Annotated in this window: 11 protein-coding genes; 8 read left to right on the plus strand and 3 right to left on the minus strand. The window is 47.1% G+C overall.

All coding sequences use genetic code 11. The annotated features are described in order from the left end of the window. Positions 1-69 precede the first annotated feature (69 nt). Positions 70-2736 carry a glycoside hydrolase family 16 protein gene (locus tag NAF29_RS01655; protein WP_251259745.1) on the minus strand — a complete coding sequence of 889 codons (2667 nt, stop codon included), beginning with the start codon at positions 2734-2736 and terminating at the stop codon, positions 70-72. Positions 2737-3373: 637 nt separating this feature from the next. Between NAF29_RS01655 and NAF29_RS01660 the strand changes: the two genes are divergently transcribed. The 6 genes from NAF29_RS01660 (at position 3374) to NAF29_RS01685 (ending at position 9855) form a co-directional block, all read left to right on the plus strand. After that, a complete protein-coding gene (locus NAF29_RS01660) occupies positions 3374-3961 on the plus strand; it encodes an anthranilate synthase component II (RefSeq protein WP_251259746.1) in 588 nt (195 codons plus the stop codon). 67 nt (positions 3962-4028) lie between these two features. After that, a complete protein-coding gene (locus NAF29_RS01665; RefSeq protein ID WP_251259747.1) occupies positions 4029-5057 on the plus strand; it encodes a hypothetical protein in 1029 nt (342 codons plus the stop codon). Between the two features lie 209 nt (positions 5058-5266). Continuing rightward, positions 5267-6484, plus strand: a complete 1218-nt coding sequence (locus tag NAF29_RS01670) for an aspartate aminotransferase family protein (RefSeq protein WP_251259748.1) — start codon at positions 5267-5269, stop codon at positions 6482-6484. 22 nt (positions 6485-6506) lie between these two features. Beyond that, positions 6507-7523, plus strand: a complete 1017-nt coding sequence (gene astA / locus NAF29_RS01675; RefSeq protein ID WP_251259749.1) for an arginine N-succinyltransferase — start codon at positions 6507-6509, stop codon at positions 7521-7523. A 19-nt stretch (positions 7524-7542) separates the two neighbouring features. Next, positions 7543-9033 (plus strand): succinylglutamate-semialdehyde dehydrogenase, encoded by a 1491-nt coding sequence (gene astD / locus NAF29_RS01680; RefSeq protein WP_251259750.1) that lies wholly within the window; start codon positions 7543-7545, stop codon positions 9031-9033. 24 nt (positions 9034-9057) lie between these two features. Next, a complete protein-coding gene (locus NAF29_RS01685) occupies positions 9058-9855 on the plus strand; it encodes a DUF1338 domain-containing protein (RefSeq protein ID WP_285817534.1) in 798 nt (265 codons plus the stop codon). A 32-nt stretch (positions 9856-9887) separates the two neighbouring features. Here NAF29_RS01685 and NAF29_RS01690 read toward each other — a convergent pair whose 3' ends face one another. Then, positions 9888-10145 carry a hypothetical protein gene (locus tag NAF29_RS01690; protein ID WP_251259751.1) on the minus strand — a complete coding sequence of 86 codons (258 nt, stop codon included), beginning with the start codon at positions 10143-10145 and terminating at the stop codon, positions 9888-9890. Positions 10146-10185: 40 nt separating this feature from the next. Beyond that, complete coding sequence (gene crp, locus NAF29_RS01695) at positions 10186-10821, minus strand: cAMP-activated global transcriptional regulator CRP (RefSeq protein WP_251259752.1); 636 nt, start codon at positions 10819-10821, stop codon at positions 10186-10188. 303 nt (positions 10822-11124) lie between these two features. On the opposite strand from crp, the gene speD reads away from it, so the two are divergent. Then, the gene (gene speD, locus NAF29_RS01700) at positions 11125-11937 is read left to right on the plus strand and encodes an adenosylmethionine decarboxylase (RefSeq protein ID WP_285817535.1); all 813 of its coding nucleotides are present in this window, start codon (positions 11125-11127) and stop codon (positions 11935-11937) included. Between the two features lie 210 nt (positions 11938-12147). Then, positions 12148-14154 (plus strand): methyl-accepting chemotaxis protein, encoded by a 2007-nt coding sequence (locus NAF29_RS01705; protein WP_251259753.1) that lies wholly within the window; start codon positions 12148-12150, stop codon positions 14152-14154. Positions 14155-14157: the final 3 nt, after the last annotated feature.

Raw genomic sequence — 14157 nt, forward strand, 5'->3', positions numbered from 1 at the left:
CTTCTAATTATTGTACTTTGTGCGTAAGGGCTGGCAGTTCGGCTGCCAGCAATCGCTAGTGTGTGTTGATTAATCCGCAGCAATGACAGCGTTGTCGATGCGATAAACCGCGCCATTGCCTTGGCCCCATGCGGGGAACACCATGACGACATCAATGGCACTTACGTCTAAGCCTGAGCTGAGTAAGTCTTGAAGCATGAAGGTGTAAGTTTGCCAAACACCTACTTCAGGAGCGGTGCCTTCTACGCTGTCTGAAAGTGATAATTCAACGTCCGTTGTGGTGTCGCCAGACTCGACTTTAAATAGCCAAGGCGCGCTAGTGTCGTTTGGCATAGAGACAACTTTCATCTCGAAGCGGATATAACCACCACTGAGCAAGCTCGATGCATCGAAGTACACGTCATCGTTTGCTAAGAAGCCCATAACGGTTTCAGTGGCGCCAATTGAAAACTCAGCAACGGTGCCTTTGGTGCCGTCTTCGTCTTGTATTTCTTGAGGGGTGCTACCGCCGCAACAATCCCAAATGCTCCATTGGTCGGCAGCGGTATCGGCAAACAAAGTGAGCGAACCGCCCGCGGAATTTTGCGCCGTAGGGTCAAAAATTTTAACGTTGTCTAAGCGGTAAATTGCGCCTTCACCGGCTCCCCAAGCTGGGAATACCATCAACACGTCGATTGCGCTGAGGTCTAAGCCTGCAGATGCAAGATCGGCTAATGTAAAGGTGTAGGTTTGCCATTGCGCCGTGACGGGGGCTGCGCCTTCAACGCTGTCTGATAGTGGTAATTCAACTGCCGTTGTCGCATCGCCGGATTCGATTTTGAACAACCAAGCGGCATCAGCAGTGGTAGGCATTGATTCAACTTTCATCTCGAATTGCACAACCCCATTCTCAAAAATGCTGCTGGCATCAAAAGGTTGATCGCCGCCCCCGTTGCCTGACTTGGTGCTGAATCCCATTACTGTGGGTTCTGCGCCTACTGAAAATTCAATCACTGCACCGTGGTCTGCATCGTCTGTTTGTTCCACCGGAGTCGACCCTCCACAGCAATCCCAGGCAGGCCATGCAGCATTTTGAGTGTCTTCAAATAACACCAATTCAGGTGCTGTTAGTCCGGTATTAATTTTTACGTTATCAACGCGGTATACCGCACCTTCACCCGCCCCCCACGCCGGGAAAATCATCAAAACATCAATGGCGCTCAGTTCTAAACCTGCATCGGCAAGGTCTTTGATGTTGTAAGTGTATTGCTGCCATTGACCTACAGGGGGGGCAACGCCTTCAACACTGCTTGTAAGGGGCATTTCTACGGCTGAAGACGTATCGTTCGATTCAATTTTGAATAGCCACTGCGCATTGGCTACAGTGGGTAACGATTCCACTTTGACTTCAAATGTAATGGTACCGGTTTCGAGGATGGATGAAGCATCATAGGGCGTGCCGCCACCACCATTCCCTGTTTTGGTGACAAACCCCATCACAGTGGGCTCTGCTCCAATTGAGAATTCAATGGCTGTGCCATGTTCGGCATCGTCTTGGACTTCTGCTGGCGTTGACCCTCCACAGCAATCCCACGCAGGCCAATCTGGGTTGATGGCATCATCAAAAATGATTAAATCCGATGCAGGCCCGGTTGATGGAGGCGTTGGCATGGGCGCTTTACCTTCCACTAAGGCATAGCTTGGATTTGCTTCGTCTTCGAGTTGGTCGTAGCCGGCACGAACCGTGTCACACCCTTTGCCTGTGAGTGGATCTGTACTGCATTGATACACACGAACATAGTCAACAATGTAGGACTGACCGTTGGTAAATGCCGAGTCGTCAATGCCCAAGTCGTTGACGTTTTCTGGCCAGTCACCGCCCACAGCAAGGTTTAATAGCAGGTGAAAATCTTGGTCGTAAGGTGCGCTGTTCCACTGCGTTTCAAGTTCCCCGGTCACCCCATCAAAATATTCTGCGAACCAGCCGCGATGTTTGAGCGTAAAGGGGTCACCATCGGCATTGTATGCCACGTCAGACTGTCGTTGAGTGGCATATAAATAATCGTCGACGTACCAACGAATTTCACCTTGCTGCCATTCCACTGCGTATGTATGGAAGTCGTCAGCTGGATTAACGCCATCAGGCAATGCGTAGGCGCGTCCAGAATTTGAATTATTAGGTGATTCCTTGCCGTAGTGTAAGGTGCCGTGAACAAATGCTTCGGCGACTCCGTCATCATCTTCTACTTTGAGATTCACTGCTTCAACAATGTCGATTTCGCCAGATTTGGGCCAACCACCATACACTTCGTCGGTTGGAAGCATCCAAAAAGCTGGCCAGCTACCTTGGCCACTTGGAAGCTTAGCGCGCATTTCAAAGCGGCCATAAGTCCAGTCGCCCTTGTATTTGGTTCTCAATCTTGCCGAGGTGTACGGCAAAGTAGCCCCTTCTTCGGCTTTATGGGCCACAATGTGCAGCATTCCGTCGCTGATAAAAGAGTTTTCTGGGGAATCTGTATAGCACTGCTTCTCGTTGTTGCCGCCGCCGCTACAGTTGACTTCGTGTTCCCACTTCCTTGAGTCGATCGCTGTTCCTTCAAACTCATCGTTCCAAATCATTTGCCAACTGACAGGCGGAGCCGATGTGTCAACAGATTCAAAGTTTGAGTCGGTATTGGCACCGTTACAACCGGCAACTGCGGCAATAAGCGATGTCATGATCACCGTTTTGAGGTGCTTAGCGCTACATGTGTTCATTCATGTCTCCAGTAATACCTTAAGTTCTTATGACGAACCTGACAGCAGATTTGAATGAGTCATTTATTTGCTATCAGTTTGTAGCGAAACGGTAACTCAATTGTTTGGGTGTAATTTGATAAATCCGTTGAAATGGACTGGTCACTAGATGAAGTGGTACTGGCTCCGTTGAACTCATGAATTAGTGTGATCTAGATAACGCTATGTCTATATGTAGCAAGGCTTGCGTAGCGTATCAGCTAAATGTTTTGTTCGCTCATCGAAACAAATCGGAGGGTGATAAATAGAGAGTTTTTACGACATGTTGGATGAATTTTAAGCAGGATAAGTTCGAGCCAAACCGCCTAAATTTTTTGAGCAGTATTCGCTGTGAGTTTTTAATGGTCAGGCCTTTTAACGGGCAGTAAATATCCAGTATCGCCAGCCCAAGAACTGGCTTTGCACCAAATATCCCTCCTTGCTAGATCATTTCTGATGTGGCGCACTGGTGTGAACGAACTTTAAGTTCTGATGTATATAACCGATAATGCGCGCGCAGTTGATTGCTCGTAACTATGTGAGTTGCGATACTCTAAATAGCGGGCAGCAGAGATATACCGATAGGGCCTGTATTCATTTAAAAGGTTTAGCTTATTCAATGCTTCTGATGATCGATAACTATGACTCGTTTACCTACAACCTTGTGCAGTATTTTCAGCAGTTGGGTGAAGAAGTTGTGGTGCGTCGCAATGATGAGGTGTCGATTGCCGAGGTCGAACATCTAAATCCCGATTACCTAGTCATCTCTCCAGGCCCGTGTTCGCCCGACGAAGCGGGAGAGTCGCTGGCGTTGGTGCGTCATTTTGCCGGTCAATTACCGATTTTAGGCGTGTGCTTGGGGCATCAGACCATCGGCCAAGTTTTCGGTGCCAAGGTGGTTCGAGCGCATCGCGTGATGCATGGCAAAACTTCGCTGATTGATCATCAAGCGAGCGGCTTGTTTGCTGAATTAGCCAATCCACTGCAAGTGACGCGGTATCATTCATTATTGCTTGCGCCAGATTCCTTGCCTGATTGCTTCAAGGTGACTGCAACTTGCGTTCAGCCCGAAACGGGTGAACAAGAAATCATGGCCATAGAGCACCTTGAATTGCCCTTGTGGGGTGTGCAATTTCATCCAGAATCCATTCTAACTGAGAGCGGCCATGCGTTATTAAACAATTTTTTAACGCAAAAACTTGGCTGAGTCTTCATTTCGAGCGATAGTACAGACATAGATGTAATGTTGCCGTTGATTCAAACAGTTGAGACCTATGAACGCCTTTGCGCAAAGTGACACAAGCCACACTGACTACCAGGGATTATTCTTTGATTATCTGGTGCGTCAGCAATTCACGTGGTTTGGTCATCAACAACAGCAAGTCACAGCTGGCGCGATTGAAACCAAACTTTCCGAGCGGCTTGAATTGGCGATGCAACAATCGTCGCAAAACCCTGCCAGACTTCTATTTGTAAGGCTCACATTAGGCGAACAACTGCCTGGTATGCTGGATTTGGTGATGGATCAATCTGACACCGACGATTCCATGCGACGTGCGGTAAATAGCGAGTCGTGGCTTTCCAAAGAGCTATTGCAGTGGGTGAATGCGCCAAGGTTTCGGCAAATCACAGGTTCACACAACGATTTTGTCACCTCTCTGGATGAAGCGTTGGCGGAATTTAACGGTAAAATGTTGGCTCGGCAGCTGATTGAATTTGCCATGGTGCAAGCGGCTGCACGCGAGGCACGGTTTTGCAAGTTACTCAATCGGCGGATTTTAGAATGGTCGCAAGAGCTGGCACAATGTGCCGCTGCATTAGCGCATGAACGTGGTTTATGCGCTGCAACGGTGAGCATGGCGTCCCTTGTGCAGGGCCTTGCGCCTCTTGCCATTAGCCAGAATTTTGTACATTTGTTTGATGGTCAGATCAAACTCGCGTTGGAAAAAGCGCGTGACTCTGGGCAGAAGCAAGCGTACGACCAACTGAATAGTATTAAGCCTCCTGTTCGTGTGTTACTGGCACACTTAACGCGAAGCACAGGCTTGCAGCATGCATTGCTGGCTGAGCTTGGGGCAACGGGTAAATTGTTGGCGTCACTGACCCGTGAAGTGGATGCCGATTTGCCCGTTGAACAACTGTCGGAATTAGCACAAGTCATTCGTCAAGCGCGGGGCTACAGCCAATATCGCTGGTTGAATGACGCGTGCGTTCTCACACCACACCAAAGTCATATGTTGTTATCCGAGCTTGCCCTGAGTGAGCACGATTTAACAACTCTCTCCCGATTACGACGACGATAAACGTTTCTGTTTTTTTGGAAATGAAAGTCGAACTATGCACTTTTTGTGCATGAAATAGTCACAATATATTCACATTTTGAATAAAAATTCTATTTTTATTCAAAAGTGTACTTTGATAGAAACCTTAAAGATAATGAATCGCACTGTTAGCCAGAGCAGAATAACTGCCAAATACTGCTGACTCCAGTGCCCGAGTAGAGGAAATAATAATGACCGATCAGCACCCTGTATCACGTGAGACATTTGATGAAGTCATGGCGCCCAACTATGCGCCAGCAGCCATGATCCCAGTTCGAGGTGAAGGCTCTCGCGTGTGGGACCAAGATGGACGTGAGTACATTGATTTAGCCGGTGGCATTGCGGTGAACTGTTTAGGGCATTGTCATCCTGTACTGACTGAAGCGTTGCAGCAGCAGGGTAATCAACTCTGGCATTTAAGCAATGTGTACACCAACGAGCCTGCTTTAAAATTGGCGCAGCAATTGGTGGATGCAACATTTGCTGAAAAAGTATTCTTTGCAAATTCAGGGGCCGAGGCTAACGAGGCCGCTTTGAAGCTCGCGCGTCGTTTTGCGCTTGAGAATTTTGGTGAAGACAAAGACCAAATCATCTCATTTAAAGATGGCTTCCACGGACGCACCTTCTTTACTGTGACCGTTGGCGGACAAACTGCATATTCGGATGGTTTCGGCCCTAAACCGGGAGCCATTGAGCATGGCGTGTTTAATGATTTGTCGTCATTGCAAGCGCTGATCTCAGACAGAACATGTGCAGTGATGGTTGAGCCACTGCAAGGCGAAGGCGGTGTGATTCCTGCAACCGCTGAATTTATTAATGGCGTCAGAGCGCTGTGTAACAAGCATAATGCGCTGTTGATTTTTGATGAAGTGCAAACGGGCGTGGGTCGCACCGGTGACTTGTATGCCTACATGGGCACAGATGTTGTTCCCGATATTTTAACCACGGCGAAATCGCTCGGCGGTGGATTCCCAATTGCAGCTATGCTCACAACAACCAAGATTGCTAGCAGCTTAAAAGTGGGCACCCACGGCAGCACTTATGGTGGTAATCCGCTTGCGTGTGCCGTTGCTTCTGCAGTACTGAGCGAAGTGAATAATGAAACGACCCTCAGTGGTGTTGCTCAACGCGAGCAATGGTTCCGTGACGCACTTGAAGCGATTAATCAAAAGCATCATGTTTTTGCTGAAGTCCGTGGCCAAGGTTTGTTGTTGGGCGCGGTATTGAGTGAACAATATCAAGGTCGAGCGCGTGATTTTTTAGTCGCAGCGGTCGCTGAGGGCGTGATGATGTTGGTTGCTGGCGCGAATGTTATTCGTTTTGCACCTGCACTGAATATTGAAAAAGCCGATATTGATGAAGCTTTTGCTCGAATCGAACGTGCCGTTGCCGCTGTTGTGAACGGCTAACCAATGCGAATTGAGGTAAAGCATGATTGTTATTCGGCCGATTGAAAACGCTGATTTCGAGGCTTTAAAAGAAATAGCGGTTCAATCCGGTGTTGGCTTTACCTCGCTGCCTGTCAACGATGATTTGTTGATGCAAAAGATTGCATTGTCTGAAGCGTCTTTTGCGTCAAGCGTGTCTGCGCCTGCTGGCGAAAGCTATCTATTTGTTGCTGAAGACACAGTCACAGGAGAAGTTGTGGGCACAGCAGGCATAGAGGCTGCTGTTGGCCTTAAAGATGCCTTTTACCACTATCGACTGGGCAGTGTGGTGCATTCTTCTCCAGAATTAGGTGTACATAAAACCGTGGGTACGTTGAGTTTGTGTAATGACTACACGGGCGCTGCCGAGCTGTGTACCTTATTTTTGAAACCGACTCATCGTGAAGGCTTGAACGGCCGACTGCTATCAAAAAGCCGTTTTCTGTTCATTGCCTCAAACCTAGAGCGCTTTGGTCAAACCATTATTGCTGAAATGCGTGGCGTGTCTGACGCTACGGGCGTCTCACCATTTTGGGTGTGGCTGCAAGATCACTTTTTCGATTTAGATTTTCCAACGGCAGATTACCTCACCGGCATTGGCAAAAAGCAATTCATCGCTGAGCTCATGCCGAAATACCCTATTTACGTGAATTTACTCAGTGAACCCGCGCAGCAAGTCATCGGTCAAGTTCACAAAGACACGGCTCCGGCTTTAGCGTTGCTTGAGCAAGAAGGGTTTGTGTATAACCAATACGTCGATATTTTTGATGCTGGCCCTACGGTTGAGTGTCAAACCTCCAAGATTGAAAGTGTTCAAAATAGCATTGTTTGTCAGGTGGTTTGCGGCCAAGTTCCATCGCAAGCGGCTCAGTTTTTAGTGGCACCGATAAACGCGAAAGACTTCCGTGCTGGTTGCTTGCGCGGTGGGCTCCATGATGATGAGCTGATTATTTCTGCTGACGATGCCCAACAGTTGCGACTAAACCCCGGTGACAGCATTCGCTGCATCGCCCTACCTTGAGTGACAGCGGAGAAGAATCATGTCTAATCTATCAGTGTCGTCGTTGACCGGTCAGCATCATATTGCAGAAGTATGGCTCAGCGGAGCGGGGGCTGCCTTTGAGTCCATTAGCCCGTCAACTGAGGGTACGGTTTGGCAAGGCCAAGCGGCTTCTTCAACGCAAGTAAAAGCGGCAATCACTGCAGCACGGCAGGCCAGTGTGATCTGGGGCATGACAACGTTAGAACATCGTCTAACAATCATCGACCGCTTTTCTGAAGTGCTCAGTGCGCACAAAGATGAGCTGGGACAGTTGATAGCGCTTGAAACGGGCAAACCGATGTGGGAGTCGGCCACAGAGGCGGCTGCAATGGTTGGAAAAGTGGCTATCTCTAAACAAGCCTATACTGAACGTACGGGCGAGAAACAGTCAGAAATGCCCGTTGGCACTGCGCATGTGCGTCACAAACCGCATGGCGTTGTGGCGGTTTTTGGCCCGTATAACTTCCCGGGACATTTGCCCAATGGTCATATCGTGCCAGCACTTATCGCTGGCAATACCATTGTGTACAAACCCAGTGAGCAAACACCGGCTGTTGCCGAGTTTTATGTGCGCTTATGGCAACTTGCTGGTTTACCTGCTGGCGTGCTGAATTTGGTTCAGGGCCTTATTGAAACGGGTCAAGCGTTGGCACAAAACAATGATATTGATGGTTTGTTTTTTACCGGTAGCTCCAGCACCGGGCATTTATTGCACCAGGCCTTCGCGCGCCAACCCAACAAAATACTGGCGTTGGAAATGGGCGGCAATAACCCACTCATTGTGGGTGAAGTGTCAGATATAGACGCAGTTGTGCATGACATTGTTCAGTCGGCGTTTATTTCTGCTGGACAGCGTTGTACTTGTGCTCGCCGACTATTTTTGCCGGCAACGGCGCATGGCGATCAAGTTCTTGAACGATTGCTTGAGGTGACGAAAAACATCGTGGTTGGGCCGCATGATGCACAGCCGCAACCGTTCATGGGAAGCCTTATTTCAAAGGCTGCAGCGGATGCCATTTTGACGGCCCAAACCCAACTGGAAAAACTCGGTGGAAAAATACTGCTAGCTTCAACGCGATTAGAGCAAGGCGATGCATTTTTATCGCCGGGGGTTATCGATGTGTCGAACATAAGCGAATGCCCAGACGAAGAGTATTTCGGGCCTTTGTTACAAGTGTCGCGTTATCAACATCTGAGTGATGCCGTGGATGCAGCAAATGCCACTCGGTTTGGCTTGTCCGCGGGATTGCTATCTGACTCCAAACATCAATACGAATTTTTCTTTAGCCATATTCGAGCCGGTATTGTGAATTGGAATCGGCCCATTACTGGCGCGAGTTCGGCCGCTCCTTTTGGTGGTGTAGGTGCCAGCGGGAATCACCGCGCCAGCGCATATTATGCAGCAGATTATTGTGCATACCCGGTAGCATCTGTGGAAGCCGAACGGGTCGCGATGCCTGCATCGTTGAGTCCAGGTCTTACATTTTAGTGGTTGAAAATAGGAGTCATTGATATGTCGATGCCCGCCACACTGATTTTTGACAACCTTTGGCGTCAGTTTTTACAAGTGACGCCATCGGCTGAGCGCATTCACGAGTTATTAGCTGCCAATAGTACGATTGTGAATGACCATATTGCACTGCGTACGTTTAATCACCCAAAAGTAAATATTGATGTCATTGCCCGGCCCTTTTTAAAGGTTGGGTACACCTCTTGCGGTCATTACGAATTTAAAACGAAGAAGTTGGTCGCACAGCATTTTGAACATCCTGATCCTTTGTTGCCCAAGGTGTTTATTAGCGAATTGCTGCTGGAGCAATGCTCGCTATCGTTACAGCACATTGCGAATGGTTTGATTGAGCAAGTAGCGGCTGATACACCGCTTCGGGATGACTTTGTATTTTCGGGTACACCATGGAAAGTTGACCAAGCGGGTTATTATGCCTTGCTGGAAGAAAGTGAATATGCCGGTTGGTTGGCTGCTTGGGGCTATCGGGCCAATCATTTTACGGTCAGTGTGAACCATCTGGATAACTTTGAGCGCCTCGAGGATGTGAACCGTGCGCTCATGGCTCAAGGGTTTGTATTGAATCTTGGTGGCGGACGTATCAAAGGTACGCCTGAGGAGTTATTGGAGCAGTCCAGCACCATGGCTGATACGGCCTTTTGCGAATTTTCAGATGGCGTGCTTGAAATTCCAAGCTGTTTTTACGAGTTTGCAAGGCGCTATGCCGATCAACAGGGTGAGATATATACAGGGTTTATTGCTGCTTCAGCCGATAAAATCTTCGAATCAACCCACAAAAACTAGCTCAATAAGAGCCAAGGTATGATGTGCCGAGGCTATTTCTTTTTAGGCCAATATTTGCGCACAAATTCGCGGATAGGCTTATCCAGCACATAAAACGTGATGTAATAACCGATATAGCCAACCGCGACTGCTTTTGGGCCGAGCCAAATACTTGCTGGGTAGGCCAGAGCAAAGCCTGCGACTAAAGAGAGCGGGAAGTGAATTGCAAATGAGCGAAATGGTAGCCCTTGCTGCATGGTTGCAGAGGCTATCATGGGGCAAAGTAATAGAAGCGTGAAGGCAAATTCCATTGTGAAAGAAGGCGCTAATCATTAGCGCCTTCACCTGTGTTTAGCGAGTGCCAAACACGACAATTGTTTTACCGTGTGCATGGATGAGGTTTTGTTCTTCCAGCATTTTGAGAATACGTCCAACGGTTTCACGAGAACAACCTACAATCTGGCCAATCTCTTGGCGAGTGATCTTGATTTGCATGCCGTCTGGATGTGTCATTGCATCAGGCTGCTTTGCCAAGTGCAATAATGTTTGCGCAATACGACCGGCAACATCTAGGAACGCTAGGTTACCTACTTTTTGCGATGTGCTTTGCAGGCGCAGTGCCATTTGAGAAGAAAGGCGCATGAGGATTTCAGGATTTACCTGAATTAGCTGGCGGAATTTCTTGTATGAAATCTCAGCAACTTCACAGGCAGCTTTTGCTCGAACCCAAGCAGTGCGCTCTGGTTCATCCTCAAACAATCCTAACTCACCAATAAAGTCACCCTGATTCAGGTAAGAAAGAATCATTTCTTTACCTTCTTCATCTTTAATCAAAACAGCAACGGAACCTTTGATGATGTAGTACAAAGTGTCCGCTTTCTCTCCTGAGTGGATCATAGTGCTTTTTGCGGGGTACTTATGGATATGACAATGTGAGAGGAACCATTCCAGAGTAGGATCTGGCTGAGGCTTCGCAATAATGGCCATGTAAACTCCTTATAATAATACGTGTAGGTCGCGGCACTGTTTGCTTCTAACTTTGTTCAATTTAACGTTGAGGGCTAAAGTTAAACGACCTTTCCTTAAAACTAACACAATGCTTTGCGAACACACTAGTATAAAACAAGTAAAAAGTTCAACAATTGTGCTTTTTTTTGATGCTTTTGCGGTGTCTAAATAGGTTTGTTGTGTTAGATTCTCGCGAAAATTAAGGCAGGAATAATTTAGAGTCATTTAAATTGTGCTGTTTTGTGTCGTAAAACACCCTCAACTAAGGGGATTTTGAGGCGAATGAGCGTGATTGAACCGCAACAGAAAATACGTATTCATGGCTTTAATAACTTAACTAAAAGCCTAAGTTTTTGTATCTATGACATCTGTTATGCCGAGACAGAGGAGCAAAGGCGACAATACATCGAATATATTGACGAACAATACAATGCCGACCGGCTCACTGAGCTATTAACAGAGGTCGTTGATATCATTGGCGCCAATGTATTGAATATTGCTTGCCAAGACTACGATCCCGAAGGCGCCAGCGTTACTATTCTTATTGCTGAAGAGCCTGTCCATAAAGTCTCTGCTGAAGATATGGAAGAGACTCCCGGCCCTTTGCCTGATTCATTGGTAGCTCATTTAGACAAAAGTCATATTTGTGTACATACCTACCCAGAAATGCATCCAGATAACGGAATTGCGACGTTTCGTGCTGATATTGAGGTGTCGACTTGTGGTGTTATATCACCGCTCAAAGCGCTTAATTTTCTCATTCACAGTTTTGATTCCGATGTTGTTACGGTTGACTACCGAGTGCGAGGATTTACCCGCGATGTGGATGGAGTTAAGCACTACATTGATCATGAAATTAACTCGATTCAGAATTTCTTATCGGAAGATACAAAGAACTTGTATCAGATGGTGGATGTGAATGTATATCAAGACAATATGTTTCATACCAAGATGTTGTTGAAAGACTTTAACTTATCAACGTACCTATTTGATAAGGCTGCCGAGACGCTGTCCCGTGCCGAACAAGATGAAATTAGTGCTCGAATTCAGCGAGAAATGCAGGAAATTTTTTACGCACGTAACCTGCCGGAATAAATTTAATTCTCGACTTAAATCTCTAGCTCACAAAACGCCACTCTAGTGGCGTTTTTTATTAGCTAAAGTCGCCTTGTAAATCAAGATATTATGGATAATGCCGAAAACGGAATTAGAGCGTAGAAAACAACACAAGATTGTTCGAGCTTCTATACTGACGTTAGCAGGTTGGCGTTTTATTGCTGATCTTTTCTAAAAAGGCTAGTTCAAATGAATATCACTTTTTTACAACGGACTTATATAAGTGCCGGCATATTAGTATTAATTTTGGTGCTCACAGGCATTGTAAATTACTACTTATTAAATCGTCTGAATGATGGTGTGGAGCAGGTTGCTGGCACAGAAATGCCCGCATTGATGGCGAGTTCAGATTTTTTAAGCGCCCTACAAACGAGCAACCAAGTCGTTTCTGACGCGCTCGCCACCGAAACCTCTGCCGAATTGGCCGATACCCAAAGTAATTACCTCACTGCACGTGAGCAAGCAGGGCAAGCTTTAGAACATTTAAAAGCGAATACGGACCTAAATGCCAGCGAGTTAGCCGTTCTCGTTGAGACACTTCCTCAACTTGATGCTATTTCTGAGCAGATCTTATCTGACCATGCTGAGCGGATTATTGCTGAGCGCGAAAATGATGAAAGCTCTCGTACATTGTTGCTAGAAATTGCTCGGCTAAAACAACACTTAATGGGCAAGAGTTATGAATTGAGTGATGATTATGTGCGTTGGACTTTTACTCAGTTTCTAAACCCACTAGAACAAGCTGAAGTGTTACTGACAAAATCGCTGACCACTGCGAGCATTCCATCTGCAAATGACACTTCGGCCCGCATCACCAAAATCATGCCGCAACTTGAAGAAAAATTTAATGCCTTGATGAGTGAGATGGCCATTTATCAGGACTCAAGAACGGATTATAAAGCTGAGTTTGAGCCGCGCTTTCTAAATATTAAGAAAAATTTACTGATTAATAGTGGCGGTACTTACCAGCTTTTTTATGAGTTGCTTCAACTTCGCGAGAAAGGTGCTTCAGACAAAACACAATTGTTTGATCTGCAATTGCGAGCTGGTACAGCGATTCGGAGCATGATTGATGATGCGGATAAGCGCGTTACCAAGGCAAGTGACAATGCTTCCACGCAATATCGAAATGGCATAACCACGTTGATTATCGCAGTTCTTGCATCGGTTGCGATTGGTGTGTTTCAAGGCGTTCGTATGGGACATTTATTGAAGCGGGCGGTGCGTGAAGTGGGCGGCGCTCTAGAGTTACTGAGTGATGGTGATATGCGTGTGCGGGCAAATTACGGCAATAAAGATGAGTTTGGTATCATTGCCACGGATGTCAATCGCCTCGCTAAACAAATGCAAAGCTCGTTGGCTGATATACGAGATGTGTCTTCACAACTTCAAGATCTTGCCAAAGGCAATAATCAAGTGTGTTCTGATGCGAATGATCGCCAACACATGCAATCCCAGAATATTGACATGCTTGCGACAGCGATGACGCAAATGGAAGCATCTTTTGCTGAAGTTGCCCAGCTTGCAAGTGATACGGCAGATCAGGTGTCCAATGTCGAGACATCGGCCACTTTGGGCAGCCAGATCATGGCTCAGACTATTGAAAGTACCAATGTTGTGTCGGGCGAGCTGGAAAATAGTGTTGAACGCATTCGCGATGTTGAACATGACAGCGAGCAAATTGGCGACATCCTCAATGTGATTCGAGGTATTGCAGAGCAAACCAACTTATTAGCCTTAAATGCAGCCATTGAGGCCGCACGAGCGGGTGAGCAAGGTCGTGGTTTTGCGGTGGTGGCAGATGAGGTTCGCCATTTAGCGCAGCGCACAGCAGAGTCCACCACTGAAATTCAGCAACGCATTGAAAACCTTCAAGGTAGTATTGATGGTGCAGGTTCCGTGGTACGGGAAGCTCAACAGAGCATGCAGCGCAACTTAGAAAAAGTGTCTGACGCTGATGAAGCAATGGGGTCAATTCAAAGTGCAGTGCTACAAATTTCAGATATGGCAGCGCAAATTAGTGCAGCAACTGAAGAGCAACGAGTGACTTCCGAAGATGTGACTCGAACGGTGAATGAGATTAACCAAAGCGCTGATGATAATGCCCAGCTGATCTCGACCATTAGCAATGCGAGTGGCAGCCAAGCTGAATTGGCAGACCGTCAGCAAGAATTGATTGCGCGGTATGAAGTTTAACAA

This window comes from Echinimonas agarilytica, assembly GCF_023703465.1.
Lineage (GTDB): Bacteria > Pseudomonadota > Gammaproteobacteria > Enterobacterales > Neiellaceae > Echinimonas > Echinimonas agarilytica.